We start from the raw sequence: 21922 nt of genomic DNA, 5'->3' as shown, positions 1-21922 counted from the left end.
TACAGCGACTTAAAGTTTCAAGCTGTTTCTCAGCGCCACTATCTCGTCTGCGCTTGCCTTATAAACCTCCGCCTGTCCGGCGTAGGAAAGAACATAAGCCTTGTCCGCCTCGACCGCCGCCACCAAGGTTTGCGACAACACATGTCGACCGTTTTCGGTGATCGTGCAAGTGGTTTCCAGTGCCGGCAAAGTACCTAGCTTGGCCGGATGCACTTTGTTGCAGACACTTTGATAGCCACCCTGGAAGAAGTCCTTCTGGATCGACTTGCGCATCTCCAGCAGCACGCCCTGCAAATTGACCTGATGGTCCTTCTCAACCTGAGTCATGGTCAATTCCATCACCATGACCTGATTGCCATCGGCGTCATTCTTCACCGCACGCTGACGGGAAACCTGTGCACTTGTCTCAGGCAGTGCCTCGACTTCCCAGCCGGCCGGCCAGGTAATGCTCGGTTCGTCCGCTGACGCGCAGACAGCCACAAGCGACAACGCAGAAAAAACAAACAGGGATTTGAACAGTCGGATCATTGCCGGGCGCACTCGCAGATTGAGCGGTAAAGTCTGAGGCTCGCCCGCACGCAGGGCAAGTCTGCCCTTTCATTTGGCGATGCCGGCAGGCATGCGTATCATTGCGCCCATTCACTCGCCCATAGTTATTGGAGGGCCCATGAGCCTGCACGAACTCAACACTTTCCCTGGCGTCACCGCCACGCCAGACAGCGCAACCCGTAACTTCGTCTTCAACCACACCATGCTGCGTGTCAAAGACATCACCAAATCCCTGGACTTCTACACCCGCGTACTGGGTTTCTCGCTGGTCGAGAAGCGTGATTTCCCGGAAGCGGAATTCAGCTTGTATTTCCTCGCGCTGGTCGACAAGGCACAGATCCCGTCCGACGCCGCTGCTCGTACCGAGTGGATGAAGTCGATTCCAGGCATTCTGGAACTGACTCACAACCACGGCACTGAGAACGACGCAGATTTCGCCTATCACAATGGCAACACTGACCCGCGTGGTTTTGGTCATATCTGCATTTCGGTGCCGGATATCGTCGCGGCCTGTGCGCGTTTTGAAGAGTTGGGCTGCGACTTCCAGAAGCGCCTGAGCGATGGCCGCATGAAGAGCCTGGCGTTCATCAAGGATCCGGATGGTTACTGGGTCGAGATCATTCAGCCAGCGCCACTGTAAAAGCTGAAAAGCCCCTCACCCTAACCCTCCCGAAACGTCGGACCGCCCAAAGGGAGAGGGGACTGATTGGGGGATATTGGAGAGTTACGCCGACCTGAACGATTGGCGTTGAATCCATAATCGACTGGCGCTTTCAGGTCGATGGAAAACGCCAGACACCTCGGTCGGCTCCCTCTCCTTCGGGAGAGGGCTGGGGTGAGGGGCAGCTTTTCACACGCAATAAAAAACCCGTGATCGCTCACGGGTTTTTCATTCCAGGCCTGACGCTTACGCCGGCGCCGAAGTGCGGATCAAGTGATCAAATGCACTCAACGAAGCCTTGGCGCCCTCGCCTACTGCAATCACGATCTGCTTGTACGGCACAGTGGTCACGTCGCCAGCAGCGAAGATGCCTGCAATCGACGTTTCACCACGGTTATCGACGATGATCTCGCCACGTGGCGACAGCTCGATGGTGCCCTTCAGCCAGTCAGTGTTCGGCAGCAAACCGATCTGCACGAAAATCCCTTCCAGCTCGACGCTACGCAACTCGTCAGTGTTGCGATCCTTGTAACGCAGGCCGTTGACCTTCTCGCCATTACCGGTGACTTCAGTGGTTTGCGCACTGGTGATCACGGTGACGTTCGGCAGACTGTGCAGTTTGCGTTGCAATACAGCGTCGGCACGCAGTTGTACGTCGAACTCCAGCAGCGTGACGTGGGACACAATACCGGCCAGGTCAATAGCCGCTTCAACGCCGGAGTTACCGCCGCCGATCACCGCCACGCGCTTGCCTTTGAACAGCGGGCCATCGCAGTGCGGGCAGTACGCCACGCCTTTGTTGCGATATTCCTGCTCGCCCGGCACGTTCATTTCACGCCAGCGCGCACCGGTCGCCAGGATAACGCTCTTGGCTTTGAGGGTCGCACCGCTGGCGAAGTGAACTTCATGCAGCTCGCCGTTTTTACCCGGGATCAGCTTGTCGGCGCGCTGCAGGTTCATGATGTCGACGTCGTACTGTTTGACATGTTCTTCCAGCGCTGTGGCCAGTTTCGGCCCTTCGGTTTCCTGTACGGAAATGAAGTTCTCGATGGCCATGGTGTCCAGCACCTGTCCGCCGAAACGTTCAGCGGCAACACCGGTGCGGATGCCTTTACGGGCGGCATAGATCGCCGCCGAAGCACCGGCGGGGCCACCGCCGACAACCAATACGTCAAAGGCTTCTTTCGCGCTGATTTTCTCGGCCTGACGCTCGATCGCGCCGGTGTCGAGTTTAGCCAGAATCTCTTCCAGACCCATGCGGCCCTGACCGAAGTTTTCACCGTTGAGGTAAATGCTCGGCACGGCCATGATCTTGCGATCGTTGACTTCGTCCTGGAAGAGCGCGCCGTCAATAGCGACGTGGCGGATATTCGGGTTGAGGACCGCCATCAGGTTCAGCGCCTGAACCACGTCCGGGCAGTTCTGGCAGGACAGCGAGAAATAAGTCTCGAAGCTGAACTCGCCTTTGAGCGAACGAATCTGCTCGATTACTTCAACGCTGGCTTTCGATGGGTGGCCGCCGACTTGCAGCAAGGCCAGCACCAGCGAAGTAAATTCGTGGCCCATCGGGATGCCGGCGAAACGCAGACTGATGTCAGCGCCCGGGCGATTGATCGAGAACGATGGCTTGCGTGCATCATCACCGCTGTCGATCAAGGTAATTTGGCTCGAAAGACTGGCAACGTCTTTCAGCAGTTCCAGCATTTCACGGGATTTCGCACCGTCGTCGAGGGAGGCAACGATCTCGATCGGCTGGGTGACCCGTTCCAGGTACGATTTCAACTGGGCTTTAAGATTGGCGTCCAACATACGGGCGATTTCCTTTATTTGAGGCGAAAAAAAGCCCGAGCGAATCTCGCCCGGGCATTTTTATTGGGCGGTGCAGCGTACTTAAGAAGGTGCGGCGTACCGCCCTGCGTTGCGTGTCACAGACTTAGATCTTGCCGACCAGGTCCAGAGACGGCGCCAGAGTGGCCTCGCCTTCTTTCCACTTGGCTGGGCAAACTTCGCCTGGGTGAGCAGCAACGTACTGAGCAGCCTTGATCTTGCGCAGCAGCTCGGAAGCGTCACGGCCAACGCCGCCATCGTTCAGTTCAACGATTTTGATCTGGCCTTCAGGGTTGATCACGAAGGTGCCACGGTCAGCCAGACCAACTTCTTCAATCAGCACGTCGAAGTTGCGGGAGATGGCGTGGGTCGGGTCGCCGATCATGGTGTATTCGATTTTGCCGATGGCTGGCGAAGTGTTGTGCCAGGCAGCGTGAGCAAAGTGGGTGTCGGTGGAAACGCTGTAGATCTCTACGCCCAGCTTCTGGAACGCAGCGTAGTTGTCAGCCAGGTCTTCCAGCTCGGTTGGGCAAACGAAGGTGAAGTCGGCTGGGTAGAAGAACACGACCGACCACTTGCCTTTCAGGTCAGCGTCCGAGACTTGAACGAAGTCGCCGTTTTTGAACGCGGTAGCTTTGAACGGTTTTACTTGGCTGTTGATGATAGGCATTGATGACTCTCCGTCAGGGGTTATGAAGTTGATGGGTGAATCCTACCCACTCACTCGACGGATGGCTCATTGGCAAACCTGATGCTGCTGATTTGTTTTCGCTATTAGCTGACTGTATTAATAGAAGAAAACGATCTCTACGACGTAGCCGGTTTATCCGTAATCCGAGCCATCCCCTGGAATGGGCTGGCTTCAACATAACGCATCGCGGACTTCATATCCTTCCAGCCGACATAACTCATCAACGATTTCAGATCCCAGCCACTTAGGTGTGCCCAAGTGGCAAAGCCACGACGCAGGGAATGGCTGGTGTAGTTTTCGGCGGCAATCCCGGCGCGCTGCAAGGCCTGGCGCAATAACGGGATGATGCTGTTAGCGTGCAAGCCCTCTTCATTCAGATTGCCCCAGCGGTCGATGCTGCGGAAAACCGGACCGCGAACTAATGCGGCTTCGGTGATCCAATCGATATAGGCCTGCACCGGGCAAAGCTTGAGTAATGCCGGAGCTTGATAGGTCTGCCCGAGATTCTCCCGATCGCCCTTGCTGCGCGGCAGATACAAGGTGATGCCTTTGCCGGCCTGTGCCTGCACGTGCTCGATTTGCAAGCGACACAGTTCATCGCTGCGGAAACCGCGCCAGAATCCCAGCAGGATCAAGGCGCGATCACGGTAAGCCTTGAGGAGTAACGGGCGGTCCTGCTGCTCTCTCGCGGTTTGTATTTCATGCTCAAGCCAATCGATGACGCGCTGCAGATCCTGCAACTGCAACGGCTCGGCTTGTTTCTCCTGCGCTGGATGCAACGCGCGAATGCCTTTGAAAACCTTGCGCACCACCGGCGCCTTGGTCGGATCGGCAAACCCTTGGCTGTTGTGCCATTGCGCCAGCGCCGACAGACGCAGTTTCAACGTATTGATCGACAGTTCCTGCGCGTGTGCCACCAGATAACGCGCAACGCTATCGGCGGTCGCCGGTAGAAACCCACCCCACTTCACTTCGAAATGCTCAATGGCCGCCCGATAGCTACGGCGGGTGTTGTCACGTGTGGCGGCTTGCAGATAGCGATCCAGATCGCTCATGGGCTGTTTTCTCGCTGGCGTACTGATACAAGGATGCAGAAATGCATTTTGCCGTCTGAGACTGGGTAATACCAGTATATCCCGCGTCTCTATTATCAAAGGTTTACCTTTATTTTCTGAATGGTACACTGCGTACTTTAGTGGCATGTACCACAGTACGTAACCGTAGGAGTTCACATGGCCCGTGGCGGCATTACCAAAGCTCTTGTGCAGATCGCGCGCACAGCGATCCTCGCCCGTGGCGAACACCCGAGCATCGATGCAGTACGCATTGAAATGGGCAACACCGGCTCGAAAACCACGATCCATCGCTACCTGAAAGAGCTGGACGACGGGGCTCAGCCCATTGAAGCCTCGGCAGAGCCTATCGATGACGAGTTGACCGCCCTCGTCTCGCGCCTCGCCCAACGCCTTAAAGAACAGGCGCAAGAGCCTATCGAGCAGGCTCGCGAACAGTTTGAGGAGCAGCGCGAAGCACTGGAGTCGGAGCTGAAACAAACGCGCCTGGCTCTGGAAAAGCTCGAACACGATCACGACATTCAAGGGGCTGCGCTAGAGCGTGAGTCTGAAGCGCTTGGCAACACACGGTCGATGCTGCAAACCGAACAGACCCGTAATGCCGGGCTGAATCAGGCATTGGCCGACTTTGAATTGCGCCTGCAGGACAAGGACGAGCAGATCCGCTCGCTGGAAGAAAAACACCTGCACGCGCGCGATGCACTGGAGCACTACCGCAACGCCAGCAAAGAGCAGCGCGAGCAGGAACAGAGCCGCCACGAAGCGCAAGTGCAGCAGATTCAGGCTGAATTGCGTCAGGCACAGCAAAGTGCACTGGTCCGTCAGGACGAAATCACGCAACTGCACCGCGACAACGAACGCCTGCTCACGGAGAACCGTGGCACGCAGCGCGAACTGAGCTTGCTGCAGGACCAGCTCAAGCAGAGCAATCAACGTCAGGATCAGTTACTGGAACAAGCGACCCGCGTCGACAGTGAGCGCACCCTCCTCCAGGAACGCTTGCGCGTAGCCACCCTGGAAAGCCAGACACTCAAACAGAGCATCGAGGAGCAGACGCTGCTCAACCAGTCACTGGAAAATGAATTGAACAGGGCTCATGCAAGCCTGGAAGAAAGCCAGCGTCTGGCGGCTACCGTTGCGGCAGCGCCAGACCCAGCCAAACCGGAAGACGCTTAAGCGCCGACCGGCGTACGCATAGTCACAAACTCTTCGGCGGCCGTCGGGTGTACCCCGATCGTGTCGTCGAAGTCGCGCTTGGTCGCGCCAGCCTTCAGCGCAATCGCCAGGCCCTGAACGATCTCGCCCGCGTCCGGGCCGACCATGTGGCAGCCGAGAACTTTGTCGGTCTTGCCGTCGACCACCAGCTTCATCAGGGTTTTCTCCTGACACTCGGTCAGGGTCAGCTTCATCGGCCGGAAACGGCTTTCGAAGATCACCACATCGTGGCCGGCCTCGCGCGCTTCCTCTTCGGTCAAACCGACCGTGCCGATGTTCGGCAGGCTGAACACCGCCGTCGGGATCATCTTGTAATCCACCGGACGGTATTGCTCTGGCTTGAACAGGCGTCGCGCCACGGCCATGCCTTCCGCCAACGCCACGGGCGTCAGCTGCACACGACCGATGACATCGCCCAGCGCCAGAATCGATGGCTCACTGGTTTGGTACTGCTCATCGACTTTGATGAAGCCTTTGTCCGTGAGCTGCACATCGGTATTTTCCAGCCCGAGATTGTCGAGCATCGGGCGCCGGCCAGTGGCGTAGAAAATGCAATCCGCCTCCAGCTCACGACCATCCTTCAGGGTGGCTTTCAAGCTGCCATCGGCCTGCTTGTCGATACGCGCGATGTCGGCATTGAATTGCAGATCCAGACCGCGCTTGGTCAGTTCTTCCTGCAAGTGCTTGCGCACCGAACCATCGAAACCGCGCAGGAACAGATCACCGCGATACAGCAGCGTGGTGTTCGCGCCGAGGCCGTGGAAGATCCCGGCGAACTCGACCGCGATATAACCGCCACCCACCACCAGCACACGCTTTGGCAGCTCTTTGAGGAAGAACGCTTCATTGGAACCAATCGCGTGTTCGCGCCCCGGAATTTCCGGAATCTGCGGCCAGCCACCGGTGGCAATCAGAATATTCTTCGCGGTAAAGCGCTCGCCATTCACCTCAACCTCATGCGGGCCGACAATCTTCGCGTGCGCTTCATGCAAGGTCACGCCACTGTTGACCAGCAGATTGCGATAAATGCCGTTGAGCCGATTGATCTCGCGATCCTTGTTGGCGATCAGCGTCGCCCAATCGAAATTCGCTTCGCCCAGGCTCCAGCCAAAACCGGACGCCTGCTCAAAGTCCTCGGCGAAATGCGCGCCGTACACCAGCAATTTTTTCGGCACGCAGCCAACGTTGACACAGGTCCCGCCCAGATAGCGGCTCTCCGCCACCGCCACTTTCGCACCGAAACCGGCCGCAAAACGCGCAGCGCGCACACCGCCGGAACCGGCACCAATTACATAAAGGTCAAAATCGTAGGCCATTTCTATCTCCTCGGCAGGGACTCAGCATACCTGCAGCCACCCATTGGGCAAGCACTGCCAGTCATATGGGGGCGCAAAATGAAAAAACCCGCCGAAGCGGGTTTTTCTTGCAAACCAATCAAGCGCTTTTAATAAGCCTTGCCAGTCTTGTAGAAGTTCTCGAAGCAGAAGTTGGTTGCTTCGATGTAGCCTTCAGCACCACCGCAGTCGAAACGCTTGCCTTTGAACTTGTAGGCCATGACGCAGCCGTTCTGGGCTTGTTTCATCAGGGCGTCGGTGATCTGGATTTCGCCGCCCTTGCCTGGCTCGGTCTGTTCGATCAGGTCGAAGATGTCCGGGGTCAGGATGTAACGACCGATGATCGCCAGGTTCGACGGCGCGTCTTCCGGCTTTGGCTTCTCGACCATGCTGTGCACGCGGTAGATGTCGTCGCGGATCATCTCGCCGGCGATCACGCCGTACTTGCTGGTTTCCTGCGGATCGACTTCCTGGATGGCGATGATCGAGCAGCGGAACTGCTTGTACAGCTTGACCATCTGGGTCAGGACGCCGTCGCCTTCAAGGTTGACGCACAGGTCGTCCGCCAGTACCACGGCGAATGGTTCGTCACCGATCAGCGGGCGGCCGGTGAGGATCGCGTGGCCGAGGCCTTTCATTTCGGTCTGACGGGTGTAGGAGAACGAGCACTCGTCGAGCAGCTTGCGGATACCGACCAGGTATTTCTCTTTGTCGGTGCCTTTGATCTGGTTTTCCAGCTCGTAGCTGATGTCGAAGTGGTCTTCCAGAGCACGCTTGCCACGACCGGTCACGATGGAGATTTCCGTCAGGCCAGCGTCCAGAGCTTCTTCAACGCCGTACTGGATCAGTGGCTTGTTTACCACCGGCAGCATTTCTTTAGGCATGGCTTTAGTCGCTGGCAGGAAGCGAGTACCGTAACCGGCTGCTGGGAACAAGCATTTCTTGATCATATAAGTCCTTGAAAGGGCTGTGTGTACGAGTTTCGGCGCAGTCTAATCAGGCGGCGTGCACCTTACAATGCCCCGCACTGGCTAACCGATGCCAACATAGAGAAATATTCTCGCCGATAGTTCCATCGACATCCGGGCGCAGCCAGATCAGCGTAGCTCAAAGCTGCAGACAAACTGAATCACCATACGCTCATCGCCCCCCAATGCGAGCATTTGCCGGTATCATGGCGCCTTTGAACCAGCGAACGAGACAGATAGATGGCCGCGGTAAAAATCATCAATGGGTATGTGATCGACAAGAAAGACGGCAAGTGGACGCTGACCACCACCAATGGCGAGCACATCGCCGGGCCTTTCGACAGCGAACAAATGGCGACCGATGTTGCTTCCGTATTTACGGACACTCCGGCATCGGCCAAGCGCCGTGGCAAAGATCAGGACTGATCTGCTGCGATATGCCCCAGCCCTGCCTTGAGCAGGGCTTTTTTGTGCCTACGTACAAACAAGTGGCCAAACGCTATAACCTTTTCACACCGGCGCTGTCAGAGCGTCTAGTCCCCCTTGCTGAAGACCCCGAACATGACCCTGAAAAAATGGCTGCCCCTGATTGCGGCATTGGCACTGGCCGGCTGTGCGACCTCCCAACCCACGTACCTGAACAACGGTGAACAGGGCCTGTCGATCGATTGCTCCGGCGAAGCCAATTCCTGGGCGACATGCTATGAAAAGGCCGATGCGTCTTGCGCGGGCACCGGTTATCGCATCGTTGGCACTGACGGGACGCCCCAGCCCAAAGAGAGCGACAAAACCCTGGGCGTCGATGTCGGCAACTACAAGAACCGCAGCGTTGTCGTGGTCTGCAAATAGACCTTACATATGAATTTCGGCGAATTTGATCCCGAGTCCACGCACGACTTCGATCAGATCGTCGAGGCGGTTGAACGACTCGACTTCGTCGTTTTCGTCGACCAGGAAGTAACTGCGGCCGGCGCTCTTCTTGAAAAACACGATCCACTCCCCCGGATTCGCCGGGTTCTGGATGACATGGGTGGCAGAGATCAGGCCCTCTACGTGGCGCTCCCGTACTTGCTCTCGCTTCATCGCGACTCCAGAAATGAAAATGCCGTCACAGCATGACTGCGACGGCATCGGTGCTGATGACTGTCAGTCTATCAGCCGGAAATACACGCATTGGCAGCGTTTCGCACATCACGCGGACGCACTGGCACATTCGACATGCGCTCATGCAACTTGATGCTGCTGCCGCCGGAGCGATCTTCGATATCAAATACCGCTGCCGCGCCGGTGGAAAATTTACCCGGAACGATGACCCGAACCCCGTCCTTGTGCGGCTGCATTTGCAGCGCACCGCGGCTGTCCGCCAGCTTCTCGGCCAGGCATTGGGCATATTCATGGGGTTTCTTGCCGGAGATTACGCTCACGGTCGGCAGCGTTTCATTGATTTCCGAAACACTCGCACAACCACCCACAGCCAAAACCAACGGCAGACACACCACACCCCACTTCATACAAAACCTCCGTTAAAGACCGTCCGACAGCACAAATGCCGTTTTTCTCCGGGGCCTTCTGCATTTAACCCGCATCCAATCGCGAATATCTGTTCAAAATTGTCAAACCAACGCCCGACGGCCAGATAATAACCCGTGCGGGCTGATAAACTGCGCGCAATTACAAGCTATCGTTTTGATTTTGTAGAAAAAGCCCTTCTGGAGGCGCCCATGAAATTCATTCACCAGCGCGAACACCTCAACGAAGACGACATCGTCGTCATCCAATGCTCGCAAATGTGCAACATCCGTTTGATGAACGACGCCAACTTCCGCAGCTTCAAGAACGGCGGCCGTCACACCTATCACGGCGGCGCCTTCGACACCTTCCCGGCCCGTATCACCGCGCCGAGCACCGGTTTCTGGAACATCACCATCGACACCGTCAACCGTCGGCCGATCAGCGTCACGCGCAAGCCGACCCTGACCCACTCGATCAAGATCATCCGTCGTTCCAGCACCAAACTCAGCTGAGACACGCCGCTCAACCAGAAAGGAATGCATGACCGTGGCCCAAACGACCAAATACGTCATCAAGTACAAACTCAACGGTGAACGCCGCTTCGAGTTCGCGCAACTGGAAAACGGCACTGAAGAAGAAGCCAAGGCTGAACTGGACAAAATCCATCAGCCGCAAGAGGTGATCAGCGACATCGCCGTCAGCAAAGCGCTGTAAGCATCGACAGGAATTCGACCGCAAGCGGCGGAGTGTTCTGCCGCGAGGCCCTGCCCAGACTGACTTTCTTTGACCATGAGTCAAGGAGTCAGCATGTCGATGTCACCCTCCCGGCTGGATTCGCTCGACTGGGCAAGCATTGAGCAGCAACTGGATCAGGACGGCTGCGCGATCATCCGTTCGCTGCTGCAGGCCGAAACCTGTGATCAATTGAGTGCACTGTATCCGCAGACCGAACCGTTTCGTTCGCAGGTCATCATGGCCCGCCACGGTTTCGGTCGCGGCGAGTACAAATATTTTCGTTATCCCCTGCCGACACCGGTAGAACGCCTTCGCGGCGCGCTGTACCCGCGCCTGGTTACCTTGGCCAATCGCTGGTACGAACGCATGAACCTGCCCGAGCGTTTTCCGGCGAACCACGCCGAATTTCTTCAGCGCTGCCGTGCTGCTGGCCAGATACGCCCTACCCCTCTTCTATTGCAATACGGCCCGCAGGACTACAACTGCCTGCATCAGGATTTGTACGGCGAATCGGTTTTCCCGCTGCAAGTGGCGATTCTTCTGTCAGAACCCGGAAAAGACTTTACTGGAGGAGAATTCGTGCTCACCGAGCAGCGCCCGCGCATGCAATCCCGACCTCACGTGCTGGACCTGACGAAAGGTGACGCGGTGATCTTTGCCGTCAACCAGCGCCCCGCCAAAGGCGTGCGCGGTGATTATCGGGTGACGATGCGCCACGGCGTCAGTCGCCTGCACAGTGGAAAAAGGCATACCCTAGGCATTATCTTTCACGACGCCACCTGACCACCATGCACCCGAATACTTTCGATCTGTTCGCCGATCATGAAACCGAGCAACGCCCCCGCACAGAAAAGATTGGCGAGCAATCGTGGGTGCTGCACGGTTTCGCGCTGCCGTTGATCGAGCAGATTCTGCCGGCACTGGATGCAATTCTTGCCGCGGCGCCATTGCGCCACATGGTCACGCCGGGCGGCTTCAGCATGTCGGTAGGCACCAGCAGTTGCGGGCCATTGGGCTGGATCACTGATCGCCATGGTTACCGTTATTCAGGCGTCGATCCGCTCAGTGATTTGCCATGGCCAGCGATGCCGGAAGTATTCTCGGAGCTGGCGCACTCGGCAGCAGCACAGGCCGGATTTGCTGACTTCAACACCGATTCCTGCCTGATCAACCGCTATGTCCCCGGCGCCAAGATGTCATTGCATCAGGACAAAGACGAAAAGGCCTACAGCGCACCGATCGTTTCGTTGTCACTCGGGTTGCCGGCGATGTTCCTCTTCGGTGGCTTCAATCGCAGCGACAAGAGCCAGCGCATTGCCTTGCTGCATGGCGACATGGTGGTCTGGGGCGGCGTTGATCGCTTGCGTTATCACGGTGTGTTGCCGATCAAGCAGGGTCGGCATCCACGTCTGGGTGAACAGCGGATCAATCTGACCTTTCGCGTGGCCGGATAACCCGCAAAAGTTTGACCGCAAGGCCCGGAGTGTTGTGCCTTGCGACGCTGGTTAACCTGAATCAAACAGGTCAACGGATACCCCCTCATGAAAACGCTTTCGACCACCTTCACGATTGAAAACGATCCACGCTGGGCCGCTGTGATCGCCCGAGACTCTCAGGCGGACGGGCAATTTGTCTACGCGGTGAAAACTACGGGCATCTACTGTCGCCCAAGCAGCCTCTCACGCTTGCCGAAACCGCAGAACGTCGAGTTTTTCGATACCGCTGAACAGGCCGAGGCTGCCGGCTATCGGCCGAGCAAACGAGCCACCAAGGATCAGAGTGATGTCGCCGCGCAGCATGCCGCAACCGTCGCCATTGCCTGCCGCCATATCGAATCGGCCGAGACCTTGCCGGCACTGAATGAACTGGCGCAAACCGCCGGACTGAGTCCGTTTCACTTCCATCGCGTGTTCAAAGCCGCGACGGGTTTGACGCCCAAGGGCTACGCGACAGCCCATCGCTCGCGCAAAGTCCGTGAGCGCCTGGCAGACGGCGGTTCCGTAACCGATGCGCTGTACGACGCCGGTTTCAATTCCAATAGCCGTTTCTATGAATCAGCGGATCATTTGTTGGGGATGAAACCCGGCGACTATCGCGCGGCCGGGAAGAACAACGACATCCGCTTCGCCGTCGGCCAATGCTCGCTCGGAGCAATTCTGGTGGCGCAAAGCGAGCGCGGGGTGTGCGCGATTCTGTTGGGTGACGATCCGCATCAACTGGTGTGCGATCTGCAGGATCAGTTTCGCAAAGCCAACCTGATCGGCGCTGATGCCGGATTCGAGCAACTGATCGCCAAGGTCGTGGGATTTATCGAAGCCCCGGCGCTTGGCCTGGATCTGCCGCTGGACGTTCGCGGTACTGCGTTTCAGGAACGCGTGTGGCAGGCGCTGCGGGAAATCCCGGCGGGTCATACAGCCAGCTACGCCGAGATTGCCCAGCGCATTGGCGCACCGACATCCATGCGTGCGGTGGCGCAGGCGTGCGGGGCCAACCGTTTGGCGGTGGCGATCCCCTGCCACCGCGTGGTGCGCAGCGATGGCAATCTTTCGGGCTATCGCTGGGGCGTCGAGCGCAAGCGTCAGTTGCTGCAGCGCGAGACGACGTCCTGAGCGGACCTCCCGCCTCGTCGGCGGCTGTCAGCGATTGACGTCCACCACAACCCGCCCGCGAAGCTGTCCGGCGAGTAACTTCGGCGCCGCATCAATGGCCTCGCTCAGGCCGATTTCATGGCTGATCAATGCCAGCAACGAGAAATCCAGGTCCCTGGCCAAACGATCCCACGCCTCCAGACGGCGAGCCTTGGGCTGGGTCACGCTGTTGATGCCGGCGAGGGTCACGCCGCGCAGAATGAATGGGGCGACCGAAGCCGGGAAATCCATACCTTGCGCCAGACCACATGCCGCGACGGTGCCTTCAAAGCGAGTGCTGGCGCAGGCATTGGCCAAAGTATGACTACCGACCGAATCGATCACCGCGGCCCAGCGCTCTTTTGCCAACGGTTTGCCGGGCGCTGACAATGTTGCCCGGTCGATGATTTCGCCGGCGCCCAATCGCTGAAGATACTCGTGCTCGCAGACGCGACCAGTGGAGGCGACGACGCTGTAGCCAAGCTTGCTCAGCAGCGCGATGGCAAAACTGCCGACGCCGCCATTGGCGCCCGTCACCAGCACTTCGCCCTGGTCCGGCGTCACGCCATTACGCTCGAGCGCCAGAATGCACAGCATCGCCGTATAGCCCGCCGTACCGATGGCCATGGCTTGCGCCGCGGTAAAGGCTTTGGGCAAAGGAATCAGCCAGTCGCCATTGAGCCGCGCCTTCTGCGCCAGACCACCCCAGTGATTTTCGCCGACACCCCAGCCATTGAGCACCACCTGATCACCCACCTTATAGTCGGGGTGCGAACTGGCTTCTACGGTGCCCGCCAGGTCGATCCCCGGCACCATCGGAAACTTGCGCACCACCGGACTGCTGCCGGTAATCGCCAGACCATCCTTGAAGTTCAGCGTGCTGTACGCAACAGCGACGGTGACATCGCCTTCGGGCAATTGCACTTCGTTGACCTGCTGCAGGTTGGCGCGACAACCGCTGTCGTCTTTGTCGATCACAATGGCGTTGAACATGACTGCCTCGCATGGCTGTTTTCAGAATGTCGTACCTTGAAATACCACATCGCAACACCCTGCCACATTCGACTTTGCGCCAATCGGCGAATCCACCGAGTATTTCCTTGGCAGGCGACTATGCTTTTTCGACGGTCGTGGTTTCGCCGTTATTCCTTCAGAATTCGGCCTGTCGATGGAGCTGACAATGTCTTACCCGCGCTCGTTGTTCGTGGTGTTGGTGCTGTGCCTGCTGACGTTCGGCAGCGCCTGGGCGGTGCCGGCCACCGAGGCTCCGAGCGAACCGGCCTGGCCGCAAGTCATCAGCAGCGGCAAGGCGAAGCTGACGGTGTATCAGCCGCAACTCGACAGTTGGGACGGTTATACCCTCAATGCCCGCGCGGCCGTTGAAGCCACCGCTGCCGACGGCAAGTCCACTTACGGGATCGTGCAATTCAGCGCGCATACGCTGGTCGACAAGGCTACGCGCTGGGTCGCGCTGGATCACTACAAGATCATCAAAGCCGATTTCCCGGCTGATGTCAGTCAAGCCGACACCTGGGTCGCGGCACTGCAGAAAGACGCCGAGAATCGCAAGAAAACCATCTCGCTGGATCAACTCGAAGCTGCTGTCGGCGTACTCTCGGCAGAACAAAAAGCTAACAACGCGCCACTGGAAAACACCCCCCCGAGCATCATCAGTTCCGATGTACCCGCCCTGCTCGTCTATATAGATGGCGATGCGGCCTACCGGCCGGTAGACGGCACGGCGCTGCAACGGGTGATCAACACTCGCCCGCTGTTGTTGAAGGACGCACAGGGCAAACATTACCTGCACGTCTTCGATGGCTGGATGGTTGCCGACCAGATCAATGGCACATACATACGTCTCGCCACTGCACCTGCGGATCTTGAAAAAGCCAGGCAGGCCGCCATTCAGAGCCGGCAAGTGGATCTATTGACCGGGCAAAGCGACCCGAAAGACAAGATCCCCAGTCTGGCCAAACCACCACAGCCAAGGATTTTCGTCGCAACCATGCCCACCGAATTGCTGGTCACCGATGGCGCGGCGCAATGGTCGCCGATTCAGGGCACAGGCTTGCTGTATGTCAGCAATACCACCGGGCACATCTTCAAGGAAATCGGTGACCAGAACAGCTATGTGCTGATCTCCGGACGCTGGTTTCGCGCCAGTGACATGAATGGCCCGTGGACGTTTACCCGGGCAGACAAGCTGCCGGCAGATTTCGCCAACATCCCCGACGACAGCCCGAAGGAAAACGTCAAGGCTTCGGTCGCCGGCACCCCGCAAGCCAAGGAAGCCGCCATTGCCGCGACCATTCCCCAAACGTCAGCGATCAAGAAAAGCGCGGTAAAAATGACCGCGCCACAGTTCGATGGCGAGCCGCAACTCAAAGCCATCAACACCACCACCCTGCAATACGTGGTCAACAGCGCAACGCCCATCATCCGTGTCGGGAACGACAGTTGGTACGCGGTGGAAAACGGTATCTGGTTCACCGCCACTGCCGTGAATGGTCCTTGGGTTGTGGCCAGCTCTGTGCCGGCGGTGATCTATTCGATCCCGCCGGATTCGCCCATGCATTACCTCACCTACGTCAAAGTCTACGAGTCCAGCGGCGATACCGTGGTGGTCGGCTACACGCCGGGTTATCAGGGTTCAAATCTGGATCCGGCCACAGGCGTCGTGGTGTATGGCACCGGTTATCCCTACACGCCCTGGGTGGGCAGCGTCTGGTATGGCCCGCCGGTGACTTACGGTTTCGGTGTCGCCATTCGCTATACGCCGTGGACCGGCTGGTCCTTCGGTTTCGGTTTCGGCTGGAGCTGGGGCGGCAGCACCGTGGCGATGGGCTGGGGTTGGGGCGCATATCCGTGGTGGGGCAATTACGGCTGGGGTTACGCCTGGGGACCGCACCTGTATCCGGCGCCACTGGCCTGGGGTGGAGCCGCTTACGGGTATCACGGAGGCGCGGTGGCCTGGGGTCCAGGTGGCTGGGCCGGGACCACCGGTAATATCTACCATCAGTGGGGTGATCGAGCGACGGTCAGTCGCTCGGGCGCTGGGTACAACGCCTGGACCGGTAATCGCTGGGCCGGTCAGGTCGGCGCTTCCTACAACTCACGCACCGGCGTCGCGGCTGCCGGTCAACGCGGTGGCGTGCATAACGTCTACACCGGCAACTACGCAGCCGGGCGCAGTGGCGTGGCAGTTGGACCGAATGGGGGCGCCATTGCCGGCGAACGCGTTACCGCCGGCAATGCGCGCAACGGCGCGCAGGTCACCGCCAATCGCGGCGCCGTGTACAACCCAAGCACCGGCGACACCACTCGATATGGCGGCGTTCGAGGGCGCAATGGCGGCGCTGCACATGTGGGCGACAGCGTCTACGCGGGACACGACGGTAACGTGTACAAGAAAACCGACAATGGCTGGCAATCGATGGTCGGGGGCGGCGCGACTCGCTCTGCCCCCGTCGACAACAATGCCCAGTTGCAGAACCTTAACCGTGAATCCGCCGCACGCAATTTCGGCAACCAGCGCACCAACAATTTTCACGACTCCTCGCAATTCATGAATCACTCGTTCGGTGGTGGCGGTGGCGGCGGATTCCATCGACGCTGAAAAACTGCACGGGTTGTTCTGAATTTCGGACTGGCTGCGGATCCGGTTTTACTGATAGAAAACCGGCTCTGCCTTTCATCGTTTGGAGTACAGCCGTCATGAGTCAATGGCCAGACACCCGCATTCTTGACCTGCTCGGTATTGAACTGCCAATCATCCAGGGCCCGATGGCCGGCGCGACGAATTCGTCCATGGTCATCGCCGTGTGCAATGCCGGTGGACTGGGTTCGATGCCGGCGGCGATGCTGAGTCTCGAGCAATTGCGCGAAGAACTGAAAACCATTCGCCAGCACACCGACAAGCCCTTCAACGTCAACTTTTTCTGCCATCAGCCACCGGCGGCCGATGAGCAACGCGCACGTGACTGGAAGCATCTGCTGGAGCCGTACTACCGCGAACTGGGTGCCGATTTCGCTGCGCCGACGCCGGTGTCCAACCGGGCGCCGTTCGATGCGGCGGCCTGTGCAGTGCTGGAAGAATTTCGACCTGAGGTCGTGAGCTTCCACTTCGGACTACCAGAGAAATCCCTGCTCGACCGCGTCAAGGCAACCGGGGCGAAAATTCTCTCCTCGGCCACCACTGTCGATGAAGCGATCTGGCTGGAGCAGCACGGCTGCGACGCGATTATCGCCATGGGCTACGAAGCCGGCGGCCATCGCGGCATGTTTCTCAGCGATGATCTGAGCAGTCAGGTCGGCACGTTTGCCCTGGTGCCTCAGGTAGTTGATGCTGTGGAAGTGCCGGTGATTGCTGCCGGGGCCATCGCCGATGCTCGCGGTGTGGCGGCGGCGTTCTTGTTGGGCGCCTCGGCAGTACAGGTCGGCACAGCCTATCTGTTCACGCCGCAAGCGAAAGTCAGCGCCGCTCACCACAAAGCGCTGCGTACCGCCAAAGAGAGCGAAACGGCGATCACCAATATCTTCACCGGGCGACCAGCGCGGGGTATTTTCAACCGCGTCATGCGTGAACTGGGCCCGATGTCGCCGAAGGCACCGGCATTTCCTCTGGCCGGTGGTGCGCTGATGCCGTTGCGAGCGATCAACGAAGCAGCGTTTGCCAACCTCTGGGCCGGTCAGGCATTCACTCTCGGCAAAGACATTGGCAGTGCGGAACTGACCCGGCAATTGGCCGAAGGTGCATTGGCAAAACTCACTCGCCAGTGACGCTAAACAGAGTGAGGATTCAAGCATCCTCACTCTGGTTTTAACCAACACTTCCCGTTTGGCGGCATTTCGCTATATATTTCTCTATATAGCGAATACACCCTCGCATCGGCGCAGTCCACCTCCAACAATAACTGCCCTCTGCACTAGCCAATAACGGAGCTGTTACATGACCATTCGTGCCTCACGTTTTGCCCCTACCTGCCTGGCCTCTTTGCTCGCCGTCTTCGCCATCGGCGCTGCTCAGGCTGATGAAGTGCAGGTAGCGGTGGCAGCCAACTTTACCGCTCCGATCCAGGCCATCGCCGCCGACTTTGAGAAAGACACCGGCCACAAACTGGTCGCAGCCTATGGCGCCACTGGCCAGTTCTACACTCAGATCAAGAACGGCGCGCCGTTTGAAGTGTTCCTCTCCGCTGACGACACCACCCCGGAAAAACTCGAAAAAGAAGGCGACACTGTCAAAGGTTCGCGCTTCACCTACGCCATCGGCACGCTGGCGCTGTGGTCGGCGAAAGAAGGCTATGTCGATGCACAAGGCGAGGTGCTCAAAAAGAACGAATACCAGCACCTGTCCATCGCCAATCCGAAAGCGGCTCCCTACGGCCTGGCCGCTACGCAAGTGCTGGAAAAGCTCAAACTGACCGAAGCCACCAAAGCCAAGATCGTTGAAGGTCAGAACATCACTCAGGCCTACCAATTCGTTTCGACCGGCAACGCCGAGCTGGGTTTTGTCGCCCTGTCGCAGATCTACAAGGACGGCAAAGTCAGCAGCGGTTCGGCATGGATCGTCCCTGCCAGCATGCACGACCCGATCAAACAAGACGCCGTGATTCTCAACAAAGGCAAAGACAACGCCGCCGCCAAGGCCCTGGTTGAATACCTCAAAGGCCCGAAAGCCGCTGCGGTGATCAAGTCCTACGGTTATCAGCTTTAAATGTCGCTGACGAGTGCCGATTTCGCGGCGATCTGGCTGACCCTGAAACTGGCGTCCCTGACCACCGCGATCCTGCTGGTTGTCGGCACTCCGATTGCCCTTTGGCTGTCGCGCACCCGTTCGTGGTTGCGCGGTCCGATCGGGGCAATTGTCGCCCTGCCCCTTGTGCTGCCCCCTACCGTGATCGGTTTCTACCTGTTACTGATGATGGGCCCGCACGGGTTTCTCGGCCAATTCACCCAATGGCTGGGGTTGGGCACCCTGACTTTCAGCTTTACCGGGCTGGTGATCGGCTCGGTGATCTATTCCATGCCGTTCGTGGTGCAACCGTTGCAAAACGCGTTCTCGGCGATCGGCACCCGCCCACTGGAAGTCGCCGCTACCCTGCGCGCCAATCCCTGGGACACTTTTTTCAGCGTGATTGTGCCACTGGCTCGCCCCGGTTTTGTCACGGCGGCGATCCTCGGTTTCGCGCATACCGTCGGTGAATTCGGCGTGGTGCTGATGATCGGCGGCAACATTCCCGACAAGACCCGCGTGGTTTCCGTACAAATTTATGACCACGTCGAAGCGATGGAATACGCACAGGCGCATTGGCTGGCCGGAGCGATGCTGGTGTTCTCGTTTCTGGTGTTGCTGGCGTTGTACTCCAGCCGCAAGACTCGCGCAGGCTGGAGCTGATTGATGATCGATGTACGTTTGAACATTGCCTATTCGGGGTTCAGCCTCGATGTCGACCTGAACTTGCCGGGCCGCGGGGTGACGGCGCTTTATGGGCATTCCGGCTCAGGTAAAACCACCTGCCTGCGTTGCATCGCCGGACTTGAGCGCGCCGAACAGGGCTTTATCCGGATCAACGACGAAGTCTGGCAGGACAGCGACAACGGCATTTTCGTCCCGCCGCACAAACGTGCGCTCGGCTATGTGTTTCAGGAAGCCAGCCTGTTCCCCCACTTGTCGGTACTGGCCAATCTGCAGTTCGGCCTCAAGCGTATCGCCAGATCCCGGCGTAGGGTCGACATGGCGCAGGCCACTGAACTCTTGGGCATCGGGCATTTGCTCGAACGTCATCCGCAGCACTTGTCGGGAGGCGAACGCCAGCGTGTCGGCATCGCCCGAGCGTTACTGACCAGCCCGAAACTGTTGCTGATGGATGAGCCACTGGCGGCGCTCGACAGTCAGCGCAAAAGTGAAATCCTGCCTTACCTGCAACGCCTGCATGACGAACTGGACATTCCGGTGCTGTATGTCAGCCATGCGCAGGATGAAGTCGCACGGCTGGCCGACCATCTGGTATTGCTCAGCGACGGCAAAGCCCTGGCCAGCGGCCCGATCGGCGAAACCCTCGCGCGTCTGGATCTGCCGATGGCGATGGGCGATGACGCCGGTGTGATCATTGAAGGCCAGGTCAGCGCTTACGATGCGGAGTATCAATTACTCAGCCTGCAGTTACCGGCAACCGAGATGAACATCCGTGTCACCCACGCGCCGATGGCATTGGGTCAGGCCCTGCGCTGCAAGGTACATGCACGCGATATCAGCCTCACCCTGCAGGACAGCGAGTTCAGCAGCATTCTCAATCGACTGCCGGTCACGGTGGTCAGTGAGCAATCGGCCGACAACGCCGCCCACGTACTGATTCGTCTGGATGCCGGCGGCACCCCGCTGCTCGCGCGCATCACCCGCTATTCCAGAGATCAATTGGGCGTGCACCCGGGCCAGCGATTGTGGGCGCAGATCAAAGCGGTCGCAGTCCTCGCCTGAATCATTCGGCACGACGGCAACGGCGTGCGGTCAATGGTTTTACAGACCGCCGCGCCACCGAAGGAAACCGCCATGCCCGACACCGAGCTGATTGCCGAACTGCCAGCCGATCTGCATTACGTCGACGACACCCAGCCCGGTATCACCCGCAAAAAACTGCGTGGCAAGTTCAGCTACTTCGAACCGTCCGGCCAGCGCATCAGCGATCCGGACGAAATCAAACGCATCAATGCCCTCGCCGTACCGCCAGCCTATACCGATGTGTGGATCTGCCCCGACCCGCGCGGTCATCTGCAAGCCACCGGCCGTGATGCCCGTGGCCGCAAGCAATATCGTTATCACGCTCGCTGGCGCGAAGTGCGCGATGCCGACAAATATTCGCGGCTGCGCGAGTTCGGTCTGGCGTTGCCGAAATTGCGCAAGCAACTGGAAGCGCTACTGGCGGCGCCCGGCTTCAGTCGCGACAAAGTCATGGCCACGGTAATCACCCTGCTCGATGCCACGCTGATCCGCGTTGGCAACACGCAATACGCCCGTGACAACCGTTCCTACGGCCTGACCACCCTGCGTAGCCGACATGTCGAGGTCAACGGCAGCGCGATCCTGTTCCAGTTTCGCGGCAAGAGCGGCATCGAACACCAGATCACCGTCAAGGATCGACGCCTGGCGCGCATCATCAAGCGCTGTCTGGAGATTCCCGGACAAAACCTGTTTCAGTACCTGGATGAAAACGGCGAACGCCACACCGTCAGCTCTTCCGACGTGAACACCTACCTGCAAACCCTGACCGGCGCCGATTTCACCGCCAAGGATTATCGCACCTGGGCGGGCAGCGCGTTGGCCTTGGCGGTGTTGCGCGAGTTGCAATGGGAGTCCGAGACGGAAGCCAAACGGCATGTGGTGGAGATGGTCAAAGGCGTCGCCAAGCAGTTGGGCAACACCCCGGCGGTCTGCCGAAAATGCTACATCCACCCCGCCGTGGTAGAAAAGTTCATGCTCGGCGCCCTCGCTGAACTGCCCCGTCCGCGCGTGCGCAAGGGCTTGCGTGCCGAGGAAGTGGCGTTGGCGATGTTTCTTGAGCGAATGAGCGAAATGACCGACGTGCCTTGATCCGCTGCGCCGCGCCATTTAGGCTAGCCACCTTCCCCTCTTTCGGACGACCGCAGAAGTGAACAACTCAGCCTTCTAAAAATGTAATCGCGACGCGCCGCCTCAGGCGCTTGTCAGTTTTCACGACATTTTTTCGA

General features: G+C 58.6%; 24 protein-coding genes. 15 read left to right on the top strand and 9 right to left on the bottom strand.

Going from position 1 to position 21922, the window contains the following annotated elements:
- Window positions 1-9: 9 nt before the first annotated feature.
- A complete protein-coding gene (locus tag ACZ0A4_RS07985) occupies window positions 10-528 on the bottom strand; it encodes a DUF4946 domain-containing protein (RefSeq protein ID WP_463573964.1) in 519 nt (172 codons plus the stop codon).
- A 139-nt stretch (window positions 529-667) separates the two neighbouring features.
- Here ACZ0A4_RS07985 and gloA point away from each other — a divergent pair, with 139 nt between their 5' ends.
- Window positions 668-1189, top strand: a complete 522-nt coding sequence (gene gloA / locus ACZ0A4_RS07980) for a lactoylglutathione lyase (protein ID WP_463573963.1) — start codon at window positions 668-670, stop codon at window positions 1187-1189.
- A gap of 267 nt (window positions 1190-1456) precedes the next feature.
- Here the strand turns inward: gloA and ahpF are convergent, their stop codons facing one another.
- From ahpF to ACZ0A4_RS07965, 3 genes are all read right to left on the bottom strand, one after another.
- Window positions 1457-3019, bottom strand: coding sequence for an alkyl hydroperoxide reductase subunit F (ahpF, locus tag ACZ0A4_RS07975; RefSeq protein WP_463573961.1), 1563 nt, complete (start codon window positions 3017-3019; stop codon window positions 1457-1459).
- A 124-nt stretch (window positions 3020-3143) separates the two neighbouring features.
- Entirely contained in the window at window positions 3144-3707 is a 564-nt protein-coding gene (gene ahpC, locus ACZ0A4_RS07970; protein ID WP_007912224.1) for an alkyl hydroperoxide reductase subunit C, read from the bottom strand.
- A gap of 137 nt (window positions 3708-3844) precedes the next feature.
- A complete protein-coding gene (locus ACZ0A4_RS07965; RefSeq protein WP_463573960.1) occupies window positions 3845-4783 on the bottom strand; it encodes a site-specific integrase in 939 nt (312 codons plus the stop codon).
- A gap of 177 nt (window positions 4784-4960) precedes the next feature.
- On the opposite strand from ACZ0A4_RS07965, the gene ACZ0A4_RS07960 reads away from it, so the two are divergent.
- Window positions 4961-5977: a DNA-binding protein gene (locus ACZ0A4_RS07960; protein WP_463573959.1), complete on the top strand. Its 1017-nt coding sequence runs from the start codon at window positions 4961-4963 to the stop codon at window positions 5975-5977.
- Here ACZ0A4_RS07960 and gorA read toward each other — a convergent pair.
- Together gorA and galU are read right to left on the bottom strand one after the other, a co-directional pair.
- Window positions 5974-7332: a glutathione-disulfide reductase gene (gene gorA, locus ACZ0A4_RS07955; protein WP_008082669.1), complete on the bottom strand. Its 1359-nt coding sequence runs from the start codon at window positions 7330-7332 to the stop codon at window positions 5974-5976. The two genes, ACZ0A4_RS07960 and gorA, sit on opposite strands and share 4 nt — an antisense overlap.
- Before the next feature lie 128 nt (window positions 7333-7460).
- A complete protein-coding gene (gene galU / locus ACZ0A4_RS07950) occupies window positions 7461-8300 on the bottom strand; it encodes a UTP--glucose-1-phosphate uridylyltransferase GalU (RefSeq protein WP_007912230.1) in 840 nt (279 codons plus the stop codon).
- A gap of 258 nt (window positions 8301-8558) precedes the next feature.
- On the opposite strand from galU, the gene ACZ0A4_RS07945 reads away from it, so the two are divergent.
- Together ACZ0A4_RS07945 and ACZ0A4_RS07940 are read left to right on the top strand one after the other, a co-directional pair.
- Window positions 8559-8744, top strand: a complete 186-nt coding sequence (locus ACZ0A4_RS07945) for a hypothetical protein (RefSeq protein ID WP_007912238.1) — start codon at window positions 8559-8561, stop codon at window positions 8742-8744.
- A 135-nt stretch (window positions 8745-8879) separates the two neighbouring features.
- Window positions 8880-9167: a hypothetical protein gene (locus tag ACZ0A4_RS07940; protein ID WP_397483404.1), complete on the top strand. Its 288-nt coding sequence runs from the start codon at window positions 8880-8882 to the stop codon at window positions 9165-9167.
- 3 nt (window positions 9168-9170) lie between these two features.
- On the opposite strand, the gene ACZ0A4_RS07935 is transcribed toward ACZ0A4_RS07940, so the two are convergent.
- Window positions 9171-9401 carry a hypothetical protein gene (locus tag ACZ0A4_RS07935; protein ID WP_007912247.1) on the bottom strand — a complete coding sequence of 77 codons (231 nt, stop codon included), beginning with the start codon at window positions 9399-9401 and terminating at the stop codon, window positions 9171-9173.
- Window positions 9402-9472: 71 nt separating this feature from the next.
- The gene (locus ACZ0A4_RS07930) at window positions 9473-9829 is read right to left on the bottom strand and encodes a hypothetical protein (protein WP_095120936.1); all 357 of its coding nucleotides are present in this window, start codon (window positions 9827-9829) and stop codon (window positions 9473-9475) included.
- 210 nt (window positions 9830-10039) lie between these two features.
- On the opposite strand from ACZ0A4_RS07930, the gene ACZ0A4_RS07925 reads away from it, so the two are divergent.
- From ACZ0A4_RS07925 to ada, 5 genes are all read left to right on the top strand, one after another.
- Window positions 10040-10342, top strand: a complete 303-nt coding sequence (locus ACZ0A4_RS07925) for a DUF1883 domain-containing protein (RefSeq protein WP_016984992.1) — start codon at window positions 10040-10042, stop codon at window positions 10340-10342.
- A gap of 28 nt (window positions 10343-10370) precedes the next feature.
- Window positions 10371-10544, top strand: a complete 174-nt coding sequence (locus ACZ0A4_RS07920; RefSeq protein WP_463573958.1) for a hypothetical protein — start codon at window positions 10371-10373, stop codon at window positions 10542-10544.
- Window positions 10545-10637: 93 nt separating this feature from the next.
- Window positions 10638-11348 carry a 2OG-Fe(II) oxygenase gene (locus ACZ0A4_RS07915; protein WP_463573957.1) on the top strand — a complete coding sequence of 237 codons (711 nt, stop codon included), beginning with the start codon at window positions 10638-10640 and terminating at the stop codon, window positions 11346-11348.
- Between the two features lie 5 nt (window positions 11349-11353).
- The gene (alkB, locus tag ACZ0A4_RS07910) at window positions 11354-12019 is read left to right on the top strand and encodes a DNA oxidative demethylase AlkB (protein WP_463573956.1); all 666 of its coding nucleotides are present in this window, start codon (window positions 11354-11356) and stop codon (window positions 12017-12019) included.
- 87 nt (window positions 12020-12106) lie between these two features.
- Window positions 12107-13174, top strand: a complete 1068-nt coding sequence (gene ada, locus ACZ0A4_RS07905) for a bifunctional DNA-binding transcriptional regulator/O6-methylguanine-DNA methyltransferase Ada (RefSeq protein ID WP_463573954.1) — start codon at window positions 12107-12109, stop codon at window positions 13172-13174.
- A gap of 27 nt (window positions 13175-13201) precedes the next feature.
- Here ada and acuI read toward each other — a convergent pair whose 3' ends face one another.
- The gene (gene acuI / locus ACZ0A4_RS07900) at window positions 13202-14185 is read right to left on the bottom strand and encodes an acrylyl-CoA reductase (NADPH) (protein ID WP_463573953.1); all 984 of its coding nucleotides are present in this window, start codon (window positions 14183-14185) and stop codon (window positions 13202-13204) included.
- Window positions 14186-14372: 187 nt separating this feature from the next.
- Between acuI and ACZ0A4_RS07895 the strand changes: the two genes are divergently transcribed.
- From ACZ0A4_RS07895 to ACZ0A4_RS07870, 6 genes are all read left to right on the top strand, one after another.
- A complete protein-coding gene (locus tag ACZ0A4_RS07895; protein WP_463573952.1) occupies window positions 14373-16811 on the top strand; it encodes an autotransporter in 2439 nt (812 codons plus the stop codon).
- Between the two features lie 98 nt (window positions 16812-16909).
- Entirely contained in the window at window positions 16910-17974 is a 1065-nt protein-coding gene (locus tag ACZ0A4_RS07890; protein ID WP_463573950.1) for an NAD(P)H-dependent flavin oxidoreductase, read from the top strand.
- A 169-nt stretch (window positions 17975-18143) separates the two neighbouring features.
- The gene (gene modA / locus ACZ0A4_RS07885; RefSeq protein ID WP_463573949.1) at window positions 18144-18911 is read left to right on the top strand and encodes a molybdate ABC transporter substrate-binding protein; all 768 of its coding nucleotides are present in this window, start codon (window positions 18144-18146) and stop codon (window positions 18909-18911) included.
- Complete coding sequence (modB, locus tag ACZ0A4_RS07880) at window positions 18912-19592, top strand: molybdate ABC transporter permease subunit (protein ID WP_463573948.1); 681 nt, start codon at window positions 18912-18914, stop codon at window positions 19590-19592.
- Between the two features lie 3 nt (window positions 19593-19595).
- Complete coding sequence (gene modC / locus ACZ0A4_RS07875; protein WP_463573947.1) at window positions 19596-20675, top strand: molybdenum ABC transporter ATP-binding protein; 1080 nt, start codon at window positions 19596-19598, stop codon at window positions 20673-20675.
- A gap of 72 nt (window positions 20676-20747) precedes the next feature.
- A complete protein-coding gene (locus ACZ0A4_RS07870; RefSeq protein ID WP_463573945.1) occupies window positions 20748-21785 on the top strand; it encodes a DNA topoisomerase IB in 1038 nt (345 codons plus the stop codon).
- Window positions 21786-21922 lie beyond the last annotated feature (137 nt).

This window comes from Pseudomonas sp. AC172 (assembly GCF_979258595.1).
This window is presented reverse-complemented; position numbering and strand designations above follow the sequence as displayed.